This is a genomic window from Streptosporangium vulgare (genome assembly GCF_042428775.1).
GTDB classification, from domain to species: Bacteria; Actinomycetota; Actinomycetes; order Streptosporangiales; family Streptosporangiaceae; genus Streptosporangium; species Streptosporangium vulgare.
The window spans coordinates 213,678-229,956 of sequence record NZ_JBHMBS010000009.1 but is presented as its reverse complement, the minus strand read 5'-3'; the positions used below and the strand labels follow the sequence as shown (position 1 = coordinate 229,956).

11 protein-coding genes are annotated in these 16,279 nt (G+C 71.4%); 6 read left to right on the top strand and 5 right to left on the bottom strand.

The genetic code is table 11. The annotated features are described in order from the left end of the window. Positions 1 to 2: 2 nt before the first annotated feature. From ACFFRH_RS20755 to ACFFRH_RS20740, 4 genes are all read left to right on the top strand, one after another. Entirely contained in the window at positions 3 to 824 is an 822-nt protein-coding gene (locus ACFFRH_RS20755) for a glutamate ABC transporter substrate-binding protein (protein WP_344749857.1), read from the top strand. Positions 825 to 884: 60 nt separating this feature from the next. Continuing rightward, the gene (locus ACFFRH_RS20750; protein WP_344749856.1) at positions 885 to 1,553 is read left to right on the top strand and encodes an amino acid ABC transporter permease; all 669 of its coding nucleotides are present in this window, start codon (positions 885 to 887) and stop codon (positions 1,551 to 1,553) included. After that, a complete protein-coding gene (locus tag ACFFRH_RS20745; RefSeq protein WP_344749855.1) occupies positions 1,550 to 2,491 on the top strand; it encodes an amino acid ABC transporter permease in 942 nt (313 codons plus the stop codon). The genes ACFFRH_RS20750 and ACFFRH_RS20745 overlap by 4 nt, the downstream gene beginning before the upstream one ends. Positions 2,492 to 2,909: 418 nt before the next feature. Then, on the top strand, positions 2,910 to 4,787 hold the full coding sequence (locus ACFFRH_RS20740) for a S9 family peptidase (RefSeq protein ID WP_344749854.1): 1,878 nt from the start codon (positions 2,910 to 2,912) through the stop codon (positions 4,785 to 4,787). 132 nt (positions 4,788 to 4,919) lie between these two features. Here ACFFRH_RS20740 and rny read toward each other — a convergent pair whose 3' ends face one another. From rny to recA, 3 genes are all read right to left on the bottom strand, one after another. Beyond that, on the bottom strand, positions 4,920 to 6,533 hold the full coding sequence (gene rny / locus ACFFRH_RS20735; protein ID WP_344749853.1) for a ribonuclease Y: 1,614 nt from the start codon (positions 6,531 to 6,533) through the stop codon (positions 4,920 to 4,922). Positions 6,534 to 6,818: 285 nt separating this feature from the next. Beyond that, positions 6,819 to 7,316 (bottom strand): regulatory protein RecX, encoded by a 498-nt coding sequence (locus tag ACFFRH_RS20730; RefSeq protein ID WP_344749852.1) that lies wholly within the window; start codon positions 7,314 to 7,316, stop codon positions 6,819 to 6,821. Between the two features lie 521 nt (positions 7,317 to 7,837). After that, positions 7,838 to 8,980 carry a recombinase RecA gene (gene recA, locus ACFFRH_RS20725; RefSeq protein WP_386158750.1) on the bottom strand — a complete coding sequence of 381 codons (1,143 nt, stop codon included), beginning with the start codon at positions 8,978 to 8,980 and terminating at the stop codon, positions 7,838 to 7,840. A gap of 369 nt (positions 8,981 to 9,349) precedes the next feature. On the opposite strand from recA, the gene ACFFRH_RS20720 reads away from it, so the two are divergent. Then, positions 9,350 to 9,628, top strand: coding sequence for a hypothetical protein (locus ACFFRH_RS20720; RefSeq protein WP_344749848.1), 279 nt, complete (start codon positions 9,350 to 9,352; stop codon positions 9,626 to 9,628). Between the two features lie 259 nt (positions 9,629 to 9,887). Here ACFFRH_RS20720 and ACFFRH_RS20715 read toward each other — a convergent pair whose 3' ends face one another. Both ACFFRH_RS20715 and ACFFRH_RS20710 read right to left on the bottom strand, forming a co-directional pair. Then, positions 9,888 to 10,082: a DUF3046 domain-containing protein gene (locus ACFFRH_RS20715; protein ID WP_344749849.1), complete on the bottom strand. Its 195-nt coding sequence runs from the start codon at positions 10,080 to 10,082 to the stop codon at positions 9,888 to 9,890. 253 nt (positions 10,083 to 10,335) lie between these two features. Further along, positions 10,336 to 10,824 carry a VOC family protein gene (locus ACFFRH_RS20710; RefSeq protein ID WP_344749850.1) on the bottom strand — a complete coding sequence of 163 codons (489 nt, stop codon included), beginning with the start codon at positions 10,822 to 10,824 and terminating at the stop codon, positions 10,336 to 10,338. A gap of 305 nt (positions 10,825 to 11,129) precedes the next feature. On the opposite strand from ACFFRH_RS20710, the gene ACFFRH_RS20705 reads away from it, so the two are divergent. Next, positions 11,130 to 16,067: an ATP-dependent helicase gene (locus ACFFRH_RS20705; RefSeq protein WP_386158744.1), complete on the top strand. Its 4,938-nt coding sequence runs from the start codon at positions 11,130 to 11,132 to the stop codon at positions 16,065 to 16,067. Positions 16,068 to 16,279 lie beyond the last annotated feature (212 nt).

Below are 16,279 nucleotides of genomic sequence, written 5' to 3'. Positions count from 1 at the left end.
GCATGCGTGTACGTCGTATTGGAGCCGTGGTGATCGCGGCCGCGGCGGCGATGGCCGGTCTGACCGCGTGTGGCGACGACGCCGGTGGCGGAAGCGACAAGTTCGTCGTGGGCATCAAGGTCGACCAGCCCGGTCTCGGGCAGAAGCAGCCCGACGGCTCCTTCAAGGGTTTCGACGTCGACGTGGCCAAGTACGTCGCCAAGGAGCTCGGCTACACCGACGACAAGATTGAGTTCAAGGAGGCCATCTCGGCCAACCGCGAGTCCTTCATCCAGCAGGGCCAGGTCAACGCCGTGATCGCGACCTACTCGATCACCGACGACCGCAAGAAGAAGGTCTCCTTCGCCGGCCCGTACCTGGTCACCGGCCAGGACATCCTGACCCGGGCGGACGACACCACGATCAACAGCGTCGAGGACCTCAAGACCAAGAAGGTCTGTGGCGCCCAGGGCTCCTCCTCCCCCGCGCGCCTGGTCGAGAAGTTCGGCGACGAGTGGAAGAGCGGCTTCCTCACCGAGCAGCAGGGCTACGGCGCCTGCCTGCCGCTGCTGGAGAACAAGCAGGTCGACGCGATCTCCACCGACGCGACGATCCTGGCCGGCTTCGCCACCCAGTCCCCCGGCAAGTTCCGCCTCGTCGGCAAGCCCTTCTCCGAGGAGAAGTACGGCATCGGCCTGAAGCTGGACGACAAGGAGACCCGCGAGAAGGTGAACGCGGCCGTCGAGAAGATGTTCACGGACGGCAGCTGGAAGAAGGCCATCGACGCCAACTTCGGCGAGTTCGGGAAGTTCTTCACCAACCCGCCGACCGTCGAGCGCTACTGACCGGTCACATCTCGGCCGGGGCGTGCGAACGCCCCGGCTCTGTGACCTCTGGAGGGATGAGTGCAGGCACTCTTCGATGAATTCCCGGTCATTCTGGGCGCTTTCTGGTTGACGATACGGCTCACCCTCGCCAGCGGGCTGGTGGCGCTCGTGCTCGGCACAATCCTCGCGGGCATGCGGGTGAGCCCGCTGCCGATCCTGCGCGGGATCGGCACGACGTACGTGAACGTCCTGCGGAACACCCCGCTCACCCTGGTGATCGTGTTCTGCGGGCTGGGCCTCGGCCTCGTCCTGGACGTCTCGTTCTCCGAGAGCCTGTCCACGAACTACCTGTGGCTCTCCATCATCGGCCTGTCCGCCTACACGGCGGCGTTCGTCTGCGAGGCGATCCGGGCCGGGATCAACACGGTCCCGGTCGGCCAGGCGGAGGCGGCGCGCGCCATCGGGCTCACGTTCGGCCAGAACCTGAGGCTGATCGTGCTGCCCCAGGCGTTCCGCGCGGTGATCGCCCCGCTGGGCAGCATCCTGATCGCGTTGACCAAGAACACCACGATCGCCGCGGCCATCGGGGTGGGTGAGGCGTCCCTGACCATGAAGACGCTGTTCGAGGCGCACGGCGACGCGGTCATCCAGATCTTCGCCGGGTTCGCGCTGGGCTTCCTGATCCTCACCCTGCCGACCGGGCTGCTGTTCGGCTGGCTCGCCAAGCGCCTGGCGGTGGTCCGATGACCGCGGTGACCACCGAGCGGCCCACGGCACGCAAGCGACGCGCCGAGAGCTCCGAACGAGTCAGCGTCCTGTACGACATCCCCGGCCCCAAGGCCCGGATACGCAACAACGTGCTCACCGTGCTGGTCGTCCTCGCCGTGCTGGTCGCGGTGTACGTGATGGCGACCAAGCTCGACGAGAAGAACCAGCTCAGCGCCGACTTGTGGACGCCGTTCCTGCGCGGCGACGTGTGGATCAACCTGATCCTGCCCGGTCTGGTGAACACGCTCAGCGCGGCCGCGGTCGCCGCCGTGATCGCGGTGCCGTTCGGGTTCGTCTTCGGCATCGGCCGGCTCTCGGCCAACGCCTGGATCCGCCGCGCCTCGGGGACGGTCGTCGAGTTCTTCCGGGCGATCCCGCTGCTGATCATGATCTTCGCGGTGATGTTCGGCGGGAGCGCGGTCTTCGGGCTCACCGTGACGCCGTTCTGGGCGGTGGTGATCGGCCTGGTCCTCTACAACGGCTCGGTGCTGGCGGAGATCGTGCGGGCGGGCATCCTGTCCATCCCCCGGGGACAGAGCGAGGCCGCGCTCGCGGTCGGCATGCGTCCCGGCCAGGTGATGCGGATGATCCTGCTGCCGCAGGCGGTCACGGTGATGATGCCGGCGATCGTGGCGCAGCTGGTGGTGCTCCTCAAGGACACCGCCCTGGGCTTCATCGTGTCCTTCGAGGACCTGCTGAACGCGGGGGCGCGCGTGCTGCCCTCCAACTTCAACAACATCATTCCCGCTGTGATCGTCATCGCGATCATCTACATCATCATCAACGTGATGGTGGGCGCCGTCGCCACCTGGCTGGAGCGGCGGAGCCGTCGCAGCAGGAAGACCGCGGCCAAGCCGATCGCCCGGCCCGACTCGCCGACGGCGGTCGAGGGCGGCATCGGAACCCCCGCACCGTAGGAGCACCGCACACGGAAGGGCGGTCACCAGACGCGGTGGCCGCCCTTCCGCATGCCGGACTTCCGCGTGACGCCTTCCCTCGTGACGCCCCTCCGCGTCCCGGACTTCCGCGTGACGCCTGTCCACGTCCCGGACTTTCACGTGACGCCCTTCCGCATGACGCCCGTCCACGTCCCGGACTTCCGCATGCCGGGCTCCGCGTGACGCCCTTCCGCATGCCGAACCCTGCGCGCCGGACTCCGCGTGCCGGGCGGGTTGAAACCATCCTCAGGTCGGCTTACGGCGGAGACCGGACCAACGGCCCTCATCTCATCATTCCCTCCGATCTCACGGCTCGCGCGATTCACCGGTGGCATATCTCGGATGACGCGAGCGTGATACCGGCGACACGCGGCGGGTTATCGGGCAGGATTGCGCCATGTCCCCCGAGCAGGTCGTCCTGCCGTACGCCACCTGGCCGTCGCCGGTCTCCACCTCCGACGTCGCTCGTTCCGGGCTGCGCCTCGGATACCCGACAATGCTCGGCGAGGAGGTCTGGTGGACCGAGGACCGCCCCGCCGAGGGCGGGCGGACCACCATCGTGCACCGCGGCGCCGACGGCGCCCAGCGCGAGCTGCTGAGCGCGCCCTGGAGCGCCAGGACCAGGGTCCACGAGTACGGCGGCCGGTCGTACGCGGTGGTGCCCGGCGAGGGCGTGGTGTTCGCCAACTTCGTCGACCAGCGGCTCTACCTGCTGCCCACCGGCGGCGAGCCCAGGCCGCTCACACCGGAGCCCGAGGAGCCGACGGCCCTGCGCTACGCGGACCTGGTCGTCCACGACGGGCAGATCTGGTGCGTCAGGGAGCGTCACGACGACGGCCGGGTGACCCGGTCGATCGTGTCCATCCCACTGTCCGGCGAGGGCGAGCCGCGCGAGCGGGCAGCCGGGCACGACTTCTACGCCGCCCCCGCCATCTCCCCCGACGGTGAGCACCTCGCCTTCGTCTGCTGGGACCACCCCCGGATGCCGTGGAACGGCACCGAGCTGTGGGTCTCCCGGCTGGACGACGGCACCTCCTGGAAGGTCAAGGGAGGCACCTCCGAGTCGGTGCTCGCCCCGCAGTGGCGTGACGAACGGCACCTTTACCTGATCTCCGACTCGTCGGGCTGGTGGAACCTCTACCTGGTCGGGATACACGACACCTCATCAAGGGCGCTCTACCCGGCGGAGCAGGAGTTCGCGGGGCCGCTGTGGCAGCTCGGCGCGGTGCCGTACGCGCTGATGGACGACGGGAGCCTCGCGGTCCTGCACGGGCGGGGCGACCTGCGGCTGGGGGTCCTCGACCCGGACAGTGGCGTGCTGAGCGACCTGGGCGTGCCCTATGAGGGCTGGGAGGTGGTGCTCGCCACCAACGGGCACGCCGTGACCGGGATCGGGTACGGCCCGGCGCTGCCCCGGTCGATCGTCCGGATCGACACCGTGACCGGGCGGGCGGAGGAGCTCCGCCGGGACGTCAACGAGCTGCCCGCCCCCGGCTACCTGCCACTCGCCGAAGCGGTGGAGTTCGAGAGCCGGTTCGGGCGCGAGGTGCACGCGTTCCTCTATCCCCCGTCCAACCCCGTGGCGCGCGGCGAGGGCCCCGCGCCGTACGTCGTTTTCGTGCACGGGGGGCCGACCGGGAACAGCGTCGGCGCGCTCGACCTGGAGAAGACGTTCTTCACCAGCAGGGGCATCGGCGTGCTCGACGTCAACTACGGCGGCTCCACCGGCTACGGCCGCGTCTACCGCGAGCGGCTGCGCGGCCAGTGGGGCGTGGTCGACGTCGAGGACGCGATCGCCGCGGCCGAGTGGCTGGCGGCGGAAGGGCTGGGTGACCCGGCGCGCATCGCGATCCGGGGCGGCAGCGCGGGCGGCTGGACGGTCATGGCGGCCTGCTGCGCGTCCGACGCGTTCGCCGGAGGCGTCTCCTACTACGGCGTGAGCGAGCTCACCGGCTTCAACGCGACCACCCACGACTTCGAGTCACGCTACGTCGAGTGGCTGGTCGGCCCGGAAGACCCCGCCCTGTACGCCTCGCGCGAGCCCGTCGGCCGGGTGGCGGGGGTGAGCTGCCCCATGCTGCTCCTCCAGGGCCTGTCCGACCCGGTGGTCCCCCCGGCGCAGTCACAGGCCTTCGCCGACGCTCTCGCCGAACGGGGCGTTCCCTGCACCTACCTCACGTTCGAGGGAGAGGCCCACGGCTTCCGCCGCGCCGAGACCCGTAGCGCGGCCCTGGCCACCGAGCTCGCCTTCTACCAGCAGATCTTCCATTCCTGAGCTGGCTGCGCCCCTGAGCTAGGGGCCGGGTGGACCGGCGGGCTCCCCCGGGCGGGCGGGTCGGCCAGGTTCGGCGGGCTCTGCGGGTCGGCAGGTCCGGCAGGTTGGACGGGGTCGGCGGGGTCGGCGGGGTCAGCGGGCGAACTCGGTGGACCGCGATTCGCGGACGACCGTGATGCGGATCTGGCCGGGGTAGGTGAGCTCCTCCTCGACCTGCTTGGCGACGTCGCGGGCGATCACCTGGGCCTGGATGTCGTCGACCGCGTCGGGCTTCACCATGACCCTGATCTCCCGGCCCGCCTGCATGGCGAAGACCTTCTCGACGCCCTCGTAGGAGGTGGCGATCTCCTCAAGGCGCTCCAGCCGCTTGACGTAGGCCTCCAGCGACTCCCTGCGGGCGCCGGGACGGCTGCCGCTGATCGCGTCGGCGGCCTGGGTGAGGACGGCCTCGACGGTCTTGACCTCGACCTCGTTGTGATGGGCCTCGATGGCGTGGACGACGTCCTCGTGCTCGCCGTATCGCCTGGCGATCTCGGCGCCGATGAGCGCGTGGCTGCCCTCGACCTCGTGGGTGAGGGCCTTGCCGATGTCGTGCAGGAGGGTGCAGCGCTTGAGCAGCGTCGTGTCGAGCCGCAGCTCGGCCGCCATGATGCCGGCGATGTGGGCCGACTCGATGAGGTGGCCGAGCACGTTCTGGCCGTAGGAGGTGCGGTAGCGGAGCTGGCCGAGGAGGGTGACGAGCTCGGGGTGCATGTCGGTGATGCCGAGCTCCACCAGGGCGTCCTCGCCCGCGCGCACGCACAACTCCTGGACCTCGGCCTTGCTGCGCTCGTGGGCCTCCTCGATGCGCTGCGGATGGATGCGGCCGTCGAGGACGAGCTTCTCCAGGGTGAGCCGCCCGGTCTCGCGGCGGACCGGGTCGAAGCACGACAGCAACACGGCTTCCGGCGTGTCGTCGATGATCAGGTTGACGCCGGTGGTCGACTCGAAGGCCCGGATGTTGCGGCCCTCACGGCCGATGATGCGCCCCTTCATCTCGTCACCGGGCAGGTGCAGGACGCTCACCACGGACTCGGCGGTCTGCTCGGTGGCCACCCGCTGGACCGCCAGGGTGACGATTTTGGTGGCGCGCTTCTCGCCCTCCTTGCGCGCCTCGCCCTCGATCTCCCTGATGATCAGCGCGGCCTCGCGCTTGGCCTGGTTCTCGATCTCCCTGACCAGCTCGGCCCTGGCCTGGTCGCTGGTGAACCCGGACACCCGTTCCAGGATGGCCTTGCGCTCCTCGGCGACCCGTTCGAGATCCTCGCGACGGTCGGCCAGCTCGGTCTCCGTCTCGGCGAGCTTGCGGGCCCGGTCGGCCTGGCGCCTGGCCTCCTCGTCGAGACGCTGCTCGCGCTCGGCCAGCCGGTTCTCCCTGCGTTCGAGGTCGGACCGGAGCTCCTTGAGCTCGTACTTCAGGATCTTGCCCTCGGCCTCGGCCTCCTTGCGTATCTCGGCCGCCGCCTCGATCGCCGTCTCCGACTTGCGCAGCAGCTCTCCGGCATCGTCCTGGGCCTTCGCCCGGATGTCGGCGGCCTCGCGCCTGGCCTCCTCCAGGTGGGCCTGGACCTCGGCCTCCTGCTCAGGCGTGGGGCCCTTCGGGGCCCCGGCTCCACCTATACGACGCAGCAACACGACCAGCACGGCTGTCATCACGGCGAGAGCCACAACCGTCACTGTCAACATGACGACCACGACCGGATCCATGCGCGCCTCACCTTCCTCGCGTCGCAAATATCAGGCACACGAGGGGTCACACGCACGGCACGGAAAGCTCAAGAGGCGCATCATCGGGACAGGAGTGAACCCAGAGGGGATCACTCACCGGCTGTTCCCGCCGGTCCGTCGTCCCGTCCTCATCCGCCAAGCCTGCTTGTCCGTATTACACCGCTATGACAATCCGCGCTGCGCGGAGTAACTCCTCACTGCCGTTGAGATTAAGCGTCAGAGAGGTAACGAGCAAGCAAAGACCCGCTGTCAAGCTGCTTTGAACTAGTCGAGCGGATAGCCTTGATCCTCCGCGAATGGCGATGTTTCCGCCCCTTCGTCCTCCAGCACTTCGCGGATCACGCGAAATGCCAGGCCGGGACCGTATCCCTTGCGGGCGAGCATGCCGGCCAGCCTGCGGGTCCTGACCGCGGGCTCCAGGCCCCGGGTCGAGGAGAGCTTGCGCCGCACAAGGCGACGGGCGGTCTCCGCCTCCTCCTCGGGATCGAGCCGATCCACCGCCTCCTTCACGGTCTCCTCGTCCACCCCTCGGTGGCGGAGCTCCGAGGCGAGGGCCTTTCTGGCGAGCCCCCGCCCGGCGTGGCGCGAGCTCACCCATGCCGCGGCGAACGCCTCGTCGTCGATGAGCCCGACCTCGGAGAAGCGCTCCAGCACGGCGTCCGCCGCCTCCTGGGGCACCTCGCGCTTGCGCAGCGCCTCCGCGAGCTGGGCTCGGGTGCGCGGCGCCATGGTCAGCAGCCGCAGGCAGATGCCCCGCGCCACCGCCTGCGGATCGGCTCCGGCCTCCCGGCTCGCCCCAGACCCCTCGGCCGCCCCTCCGGACCTGTCACGTTCGTCAGACCGGCCGCGTCCGCCGAACCTGCCGCGCCCACCCGACCTGCCGCGCCCGCCGAATCCGTTGGATCCATCGGATTCAGCGGATTCAGCGGATTCAGCGGATCCGTCAGATCCGTCGAATCCGTCAAGTCCGACAGGCCCGTCGAATCCGTCAGGCCCATCAGGTCCGTCAGGAAGAAAACCCGAGGTAGAGCCCCCGGACCGCCGTCCGCGCCGTGAGGCGCGCTTCTTCCGGCCTCGTGGCCCGCCACCCGCGAATGGCCCGTCACCCGCGAAGTCCGTGGCTTCCTCGCGAAAGCCTCCCTCCGAGACGGACGGGCCGTGGTCACGCCCGCGCCGGCCCGGTGAGGCCGCCCGAGGTTCGTCGGGCCAGGCACCCCAGTCTCTCGGCCCGGCCTCGCCGGCCGGACCGGAGTCAGGTCCCGTGGTCATCGATCAGCCCGGCTTCAGGCGTCACCCGGCTTGGGAGCGGCGGCGGCCTTGGAGCCGCGGCCGGACGCGGCGGAGGCCGAAGCGGCACCGGACGCGCGGCCGGAGGCGGCGGCCGGGGCCGAAGCCACGGGGGCGGGCGACGGGGTGGCCGGGCTGTCGACGCGCGGGCCGACGCCGAGCTTCTCCTTGATCTTCTTCTCGATCTCGTTCGCCATGTCCGGGTGGCTCTTGAGGAAGTTTCGCGCGTTCTCCTTGCCCTGGCCGAGCTGGTCACCCTCGTAGGTGTACCAAGCTCCGGACTTGCGGACGAAGCCGTGCTCGACGCCCATGTCGATCAGGCCACCCTCGCGGGAGATGCCGACGCCGTAGAGGATGTCGAAGTCGGCCACGCGGAAGGGCGGAGCCATCTTGTTCTTGACGACCTTCACCCGGGTGCGGTTGCCGACCGCCTCGGTGCCGTCCTTCAGCGTCTCGATGCGGCGGATGTCGAGACGGACCGAGGCGTAGAACTTCAGCGCCTTTCCACCGGTCGTGGTCTCGGGCGAGCCGAACATGACGCCGATCTTCTCGCGGAGCTGGTTGATGAAGATCGCGGTGGTGCCGGTGTTGTTGAGCGCTCCGGCGACCTTGCGCAGCGCCTGGGACATCAGACGGGCCTGGAGACCGACGTGGCTGTCGCCCATCTCGCCCTCGATCTCGGCCTTGGGCACCAGGGCCGCGACCGAGTCGATGACCAGCAGGTCGACGGCGCCGGACCGGATCAGCATGTCGGCGATCTCCAGCGCCTGCTCACCGGTGTCGGGCTGGGAGACGAGCAGCGCGTCGGTGTCGACGCCCAGCTTCTGGGCGTACTCCGGGTCGAGCGCGTGCTCGGCGTCGATGAACGCGGCGATGCCGCCGCCGCGCTGGGCGTTGGCCACCGCGTGCAGGGCGACCGTGGTCTTGCCCGAGGACTCGGGACCGTAGACCTCGACGATGCGGCCACGCGGGAAGCCGCCGATGCCGAGAGCCACGTCGAGCGCGATGGAGCCGGTGGGAACCACCTCGATGGGCGCCCGGGTCTCGTCGCCCAGGCGCATGATCGAGCCCTTGCCGAACTGCCGCTCGATCTGAGCGAGTGCGGTCTCAAGCGCCTTCTCGCGGTCGTTAGCTGCCATGGGAGCCCCCTGAAGGGTCGCGGGTTGGATCGGTTGCCAGAAAGCTACGGGGTGCCGCCGACAATTTCGGGAGGGCACGCCAGGAGTGGTGGCCTGTTCAATATAGCCGAACGATTGTTCGATCGCCGCTCGTTGGCACCATACGTTACGGGAGTCGCGAACCGCCGCGGAACTCCCCCGGCGACTCCCCCGCGTACGACCGGGAGTGGCCCCGCGAGGCCCCCACGAGGCCGCGCACGGCCGGCGGGTCGTGGCCCCCGGGGGCGGGGACCCCATCCAGGAAGCGACATTTCCAAGAATTACCTCGGACCTGTTGTAACCGGGCTGACCTGGAGTGATCCTGAGGGGAAACGACCCGAGGTGCCCGACGTGCCCAACGCGTTCACGCAGCAACGCCTAGCCCATCTCGACTCCCTGGCCGCCGAACTGCGACAACGAGGGCTGGCGAGCCGCACCCTCGGAGGCAGCGCCCCGGTGCTGTGGGTGTGGCATCCGGACAGCCACCGGCAGACCATCGTCTTCGCCACCCCGGTCAGGGACGGCTGGATGTTCCTGTGGTCGCCGGACGGCGAGGAGAGCGCCGACGATCCCGCGCAGGCGGCCGACTCGGTGGAGAAGCTCCTCGCCCCGCTCACGGAACCGTCCTGACCCCGGCCCTTCTCGGTTCCCCCGGCCTCACTCACCCCTCAGAGGGCCCTCGGGCCTTCCCGCAGGTCCTCTGATCTTCCACCGTGGGCTCGGGCTTCCGCGTGTTCTCGGGGTTTCACCGCTCGCTCAGGCTTGCCGGCTCCTCGCGCTCACCGGCCGCCCCCCGCCCTCTCCCGCCCTCATGCTTCCCGGTCCTGACGCTCCCCGGCCTTGATGCCTTCCGGTCCTGACGCTTCCCGGTCCTGACGCTTTCCAGCCCTCAGCGGAGCCTGGGCGCGACGTCGGTCACCCCGCACACGGCGTGCCAGACCTCCTTGGCGCCGACCCCGTCGGCCAGTGCCTGGATTACCGTCCGGCTTCCGAGATCGGCGATGACGTAGTCGCGGGCCCACGACTCGGCGTACTGGTCGCCGAAGTGTGACTTCATCCGCTTCCAGAAATCCGATAGGCGCATGCCCCAAGTATGGATCCACTCCGGCGCGCCGCGACCCGCCCGGCGCGCCGCCGGGCCGCGAGCCGCCGGGCCACCTGCGTCCCCGCTCTCCCGGCCCCGCCGGACGGGGCGGACCGGGGACGGAGTGAGCGGGAAGGAGGGGGCGGGCGGGGGAGCGGGAAGGAGAGGGCGGGCGGGGGAAGGGACGTCACGACCGAGGGTGGGACGGCCAGGGACGAGGAAGGGAGGGGGCGGGGAAGGGGAGGACGGGCCGTCAGAGGACGCGGGAGCCGTACATCTCTCCGAGGGGGTCGGCGAGCAACTCCAGGCGGGCCCCGTCGGGGTCGGCGAAGTAGATGGACGCGCCGCTCTCGACCTGGTGAGGAACGCCCGCCGCCTCCAGCTTGCCCCGCAGGCGCTCCCAGGTGGAGGGATCGACGGAGATGGCGACGTGGTGGAGCCCGCCGAGGACCTCCTTGTAGGGGCCGAGGTCCAGGCCGGGGAAGTCGAAGAAGGCGAGCAGGTTGCCGTTGCCGATGTCGAAGAAGAAGTGGTTCGAGCCCCGGTAGTCGCGGTTCTCGAAGATCTCCGTCAGCGGGAACTCCAGAAGGTCCTGGTAGAACGCGATCGTCGTCTCGACGTCGGAGGAGATCAGCGCGAAGTGGTGCAAACCCCTCGCGCTGCTCGGCGGGCGGTGAGCTCTGAGGTGCTCCGCCTTGATCCGCTCGCGTGTCGCCTCGATGGCCTGATGGTCGATGCTCACCGTTAGCTCACCACTCAATACGTCGTGTGTCCGTCAAAGCCATGTCCTTGACGAGAGGGAGCCAACCTATCCCGGACGTCAGGTCATGGTGGCGAACAGTCACCACTCCGGCGAACGCCGCGAACCCGGCCTCCCCCGCTCCGGCCGCCGCACCGGTGGATCATGTGTCCGCAGGTGACGCGCGAGTCGTCCGCTCCCGTCCGTCATCCGGTCACCGGGCGGGCGGTGACGGGTTCTGTCGGTGGGGCCGGGCAGTATTGGCGGTGGCCCGGTTCGTCTTCCGGACCGGGAGCTAGGGGGCGGCGATGAGCGAGACGACGGGGGCGGGCGGGGCGCTCGATCACTTCACCCGGATGACCAGAGACTGGTTCGCCGGGGCGTTCGCCGCGCCGACCGCCGCGCAGGAGGGAGCGTGGGCGGCGATCGCCCGGGGTGACAACACCCTGGTGGTCGCGCCCACCGGATCCGGCAAGACGCTGGCCGCCTTCCTGTGGTCGCTCGACCGGCTCGCCTCCTCCGCTCCCGGCTCCCCCACCGACTCCGCCCCCTCCGGTACGGGCCCGGCGGCCGGTGCGGGCGGGGCCGGTGACACGGCCGACGACACGGCCGGTACGAGCACCCGGCGCGGGCGAGGCCGTTCGCGGAGTGACCAGGGTGACCAGGGTGATCCGGGGACTCGGGGGACTCGGGGGGACGGAGAGCCGGCGAGGCCGTGCCGGGTCCTGTACGTGTCGCCGCTCAAGGCCCTGGCGGTCGATGTCGAGCGCAACCTCCGGGCGCCGCTGGCCGGGCTGCGGCAGACCGCGCGGCGGCTCGGTCTCCCGGTGCCGGAGATCTCGGTGGCGATCCGGTCGGGTGACACCCCCCAGGAGGAGCGGCGCCGGTTCGCGACCAGACCGTCCGACATCCTGATCACCACCCCCGAGTCGCTGTTCCTGTTGCTCACCAGCCAGGCCCGCGAGGCGCTGCGCGGCGTGGAGACGGTCATCGTCGACGAGGTGCACGCGGTGGCGGCCACCAAGCGCGGCGCGCACCTGGCCCTCAGCCTGGAGCGGCTCGACGCCCTCCTGCCCCGGCCCGCCCAGCGGATCGGCCTGTCGGCGACCGTCCGGCCGGTGAGCGAGGTGGCCGCCTTCCTGGGCGGCCCGCGCCCGGCGACCGTGGTCCAGCCGCCCTCCGACAAGGAGATCGAGGTCGAGGTGGTCGTCCCGATCGAGGACATGACCGAGCTCGACACCCCGCCCGCCCCGCCCGCCCCCGACGACGACCGCTGGCTGACCGAGACCCCGGCCAGGCGGTCGATCTGGCCGCACGTCGAGGAGCGGCTGTTCGAGCTGATCGGGAGCCACAGTTCCACGATCGTGTTCGCCAACTCCCGGCGACTGGCCGAGAGGCTGTGCACCCGCCTCAACGAGCTGGCGTGGGAGCGGCGGGAGACCGGGGAGGAGCCGGCCGGGGAGGACCCGGCGACGGTGACGGGGGCGGAGCCGGTGCACTGGGCCGAGGGGTTCCCCGTGCCCCCGGCCTCCCTCTCCACCCCGGCGGCGATGATGGCGCAGGCCGGCGCGGCCAAGGGGGTCGTCCCGGAGATCGTGCGGGCTCACCACGGTTCGGTGTCGAAGGAGGAGCGCTCCCAGATCGAGGAGGCGCTCAAGTCCGGGCGGTTGCCCGCCGTGGTCGCGACCTCCAGCCTGGAGCTCGGCATCGACATGGGCGCGGTCGACCTGGTGGCCTGCGTCGGGGCGCCGCCGAGCGTGGCGAGCGGCCTGCAGCGGATCGGCCGGGCCGGGCACCAGGTGGGAGCCGTCTCACGTGGCGTGATCTTCCCGAAGTACCGGGGGGACCTGGTCCAGACGGCCGTGGTGGCCGAGCGGATGAGGAGCGGGGAGATCGAGGACCTGCGCTACCCGCGCAACCCTCTCGACGTGCTCGCCCAGCAGATCGTGGCGATGACCGCGATGGACGAGTGGACGGTCGACGAGCTGGAGGAGGTCGTGCGGCGGGCCGCCCCCTACCGGACGCTGCCCAGGAGCGCGCTGGAGGCGACGCTCGACATGCTCGCCGGGCGCTACCCGAGCGAGGAGTTCGCCGAGTTGCGGCCGCGCATCGTCTGGGACCGGGTGACCGGCACCCTGCGGGGCCGTCCCGGAGCCCAGCGGCTGGCGGTCACCAACGGCGGCACGATCCCCGACCGAGGGCTGTTCGGCGTGTTCCTGGTCGGGGAGAAGTCCTCCCGGGTGGGCGAGCTGGACGAGGAGATGGTCTACGAGTCGCGGGCCGGGGACGTGTTCGTGCTGGGCGCGACCTCCTGGCGGATCGAGGAGATCACGGCCGACCGGGTGCTGGTCACGCCCGCCCCCGGCCAGCCGGGAAAGCTCCCCTTCTGGCACGGCGACACCGCCGGGCGACCGGCGGAGCTGGGGAGGGCCATCGGCGCGTTCCTCCGCGAGATGTCGGCGGCGGGCGCGGACGCCGAGGCGGGAAGCGCGGGCGGCAGAGGGACGAGGGCGGGGAGCACGAGGGCGGAGAGCTCGGGAGCGGGAGACGAAGAAGCGGGGAGCGTGAAAGCGGGAGGCACCGCGCGGGAGAGGGCCCTGGCGAGGATCGAGGCCGCGGGGCTGGACGAGTACGCCGCCGCCAACCTGCTCTCCTACCTGGCCGAGCAGCGGCAGGCGACCGGCTACGTGCCGGACGACAGGACGTTGCTGGTCGAGCGGTTCCACGACGAGCTGGGCGACTGGCGGGTGGTGGTGCACTCCCCGTACGGGGCGCGGGTGCACGCGCCGTGGGCGCTCGCGATCGGGCGGCGGCTGCGGGAGCGCTACGGCGTCGACGTGCAGGCCGTGCACTCCGACGACGGGATCGTGCTGCGCGTCCCCGACACGCTCTCCGATCCCCCGTCCGATGTCGCGATCTTCGACGCGGACGAGATCGAGCGGATCGTCACCGAGGAGCTGGGCGGCTCAGCGCTGTTCGCGGCGCGGTTCCGCGAGTGCGCGGGGCGGTCCCTGCTGCTGCCGCGCCGCGTGCCGGGCAGGCGGTCGCCGCTCTGGCAGCAGCGGCAGCGCGCCTCGCACCTGCTGAACGTGGCGGGCCGCTACGGGTCGTTCCCCGTGGTGCTGGAGACGATGCGCGAGTGCCTCCAGGACGTGTTCGACGTGCCGGGGCTGGTCCGGCTGATGCGCGACATCGAGGCGCGGCGGGTCCGGCTGGTGGAGGTCGAGACCGACAAGGCGTCGCCGTTCGCGGCGTCGCTGCTGTTCAACTACATCGGCGCGTTCATGTACGAGGGGGACGCCCCGCTGGCCGAGCGCCGCGCCCAGGCGCTCGCGCTCGACACGACCCTGCTGGCCGAGCTGCTGGGCCAGGCGGACCTGCGCGAGCTGCTCGACCTCGACGTGATCACCGACACCGAGCGGGAGCTGGCCCGGCTGGACCGGCCGCTGCGCGACGCCGAGGACCTGGCCGACCTGCTCCGCTCCCACGGCCCCCTGGTGGCCGAGGACGTCAGCGTGCGCGAGGGCGACCCGGCGTGGCTGACCGAACTGGAGGGTTCCCGGCGGGCCATCAGGGTGCGGGTGGCGGGGCAGGAGCGGTGGGCGGCGATCGAGGACGCCGCCCGGCTGCGCGACGCGCTCGGCGTGCCGCTGCCCGTGGGGGTTCCGCACGCCTTCCTCGAACCGGTCGACGACCCGCTGGGCGACCTGCTGGCCCGGCACGCCCGTACGCGCACCCCCTTCCTCGCGAGCACCGCCGCGACCAGGTTCGGCCTCGGTCCGGCGGTCGTCACCGACGCGCTGCGCCGTCTGGCCGTCTCGGGGCGGCTGGTGAGCGGGGAGTTCCGGCCGGGTGGCAGGGGCGAGGAGTGGTGTGACGCGGGGGTGCTGCGGATGCTGCGCCGCAGGTCCCTCGCCAGGCTCCGCAAGGAGGTGGAGCCGGTCCCCGCGGAGACCCTGGCCGCCTTCGCGCCCGCCTGGCACGGCATCTCCGGCACCCCGCAGCGGGGCAGGCCGCCGATCGACGCGCTGGTGGGCGCGATCGAGCAGTTGCAGGGCGCGGCGGTGCCCGCGTCGGCGCTGGAGACGCTGATCCTGCCCTCGCGGGTGCCCGGATACGACCCGTCGTTCCTGGACGAGCTGACGGCCTCCGGCGAGGTGATCTGGGTGGGGCAGGGGTCGCTGCCGGGCGGCGACGGCTGGGTGTCGCTCTACTTCGCCGACACCGCGCCGCTGCTGATGCCCGGCCCCGCCGACGTCACCCTGACGCCGGTGCACGAGGCGGTGCTGGAGGTCCTGGGCGGCGGGGGCGCGCTGTTCTTCCGCGAGCTGGGCGGCCGGGTCGGCGCTCTCCTCGCCGGTGCCGTCCCGGACGACCGTGCCCTGTCCGCCGCCGTGTGGGACCTGGTGTGGTCGGGCCGGGTCACCGGCGACACGCTGGCGCCGCTGCGGGCCGTCCTCGGGACGGGACGCCCGGCGCACCGCCCGGCCCCGACCCGGCGACGGCGGGCGGTGCTGCCGACCAGGAGCGGGCCGCCCACGGTGGGCGGGCGCTGGTGGGCGCTGCCCGCCCTCGCGGAAGACGCCACCCAGCGCGTCCACGCCCAAGCCGAGGTGCTGCTGGAGCGGCACGGCGTGGTGACCAGGGGCGCGGTGACCTCGGAGCGGCTGCCGGGCGGGTTCGCCGCCGTCTACCAGGTGCTCCGCGCCTTCGAGGAGAGCGGCCGGTGCCGCAGGGGCTACTTCGTGGAGGGTCTGGGCGGCGCCCAGTTCGCCCTCCCCGGCGCCGTCGACCGGATGCGCGCGCTCGTACGGCCGGACGCGGCCCCGGAACCCGACCCGTGGAGCACACGGAAGCCGGAGAGGGCCGAGGGGAACACGCGGCGGGCGGTGGTGCTGGCGTCCGCCGACCCGGCCAGCCCGTACGGGGCGGCCCTGCCGTGGCCCGCCCATCCCGGGGAGGTGTCCCACAAGCCCGGCAGGAAGGCCGGGGCCCTGGTCGTCCTCGTCGACGGGCACCTGATCCTCTACGTCGAGCGCGGCGGCAAGACCCTGCTCTCCTTCTCCGCCGACGAGCGCCTCCAGCCCGCCGTCGACGCCCTCGCGCTCGCCGTGCGCGACGGCGCGCTGGGCAAGCTGACCGTCGAGCGGGCCGACGGCACCGCCATCAACGACTCCCCCCTGGGCGCCGCCCTGGAGGCCGCGGGGTTCCACCCGACCCCCCGGGGCCTGCGCCTGAGGGCGTAGGGACCCCTGTCCGGAGGGCCGGGCCGGTTCGCCGCTCCAGGCACGGCTCCCGGGCCCGGCCCCCGGTGCTCGTCCACCACGTCCGCGGGCGCCACCTGTGCCGCCCACGGTTCTCCACGTCCTGAAGACACGTCCTGAAGACACGTTCTGACGACATGCTCTGACGACCGACCTCACGATTGCAGCCGCCCACCAGTGATTCGCAACCAGAG

Bases quoted from the DNA above. Each gene is read 5' to 3' on its own strand.
- ACFFRH_RS20740 (WP_344749854.1), top strand. From the start codon at position 2,910: ATGTCCCCCGAGCAGGTCGTCCTGCCGTACGCCACCTGGCCGTCGCCG.
- ACFFRH_RS20705 (WP_386158744.1), top strand. From the start codon at position 11,130: ATGAGCGAGACGACGGGGGCGGGCGGGGCGCTCGATCACTTCACCCGG.
- ACFFRH_RS20745 (WP_344749855.1), top strand. From the start codon at position 1,550: ATGACCGCGGTGACCACCGAGCGGCCCACGGCACGCAAGCGACGCGCC.
- recA (WP_386158750.1), bottom strand. From the start codon at position 8,980: ATGGCAGCTAACGACCGCGAGAAGGCGCTTGAGACCGCACTCGCTCAG.
- ACFFRH_RS20715 (WP_344749849.1), bottom strand. From the start codon at position 10,082: ATGCGCCTATCGGATTTCTGGAAGCGGATGAAGTCACACTTCGGCGAC.
- rny (WP_344749853.1), bottom strand. From the start codon at position 6,533: ATGGATCCGGTCGTGGTCGTCATGTTGACAGTGACGGTTGTGGCTCTC.
- ACFFRH_RS20755 (WP_344749857.1), top strand. From the start codon at position 3: ATGCGTGTACGTCGTATTGGAGCCGTGGTGATCGCGGCCGCGGCGGCG.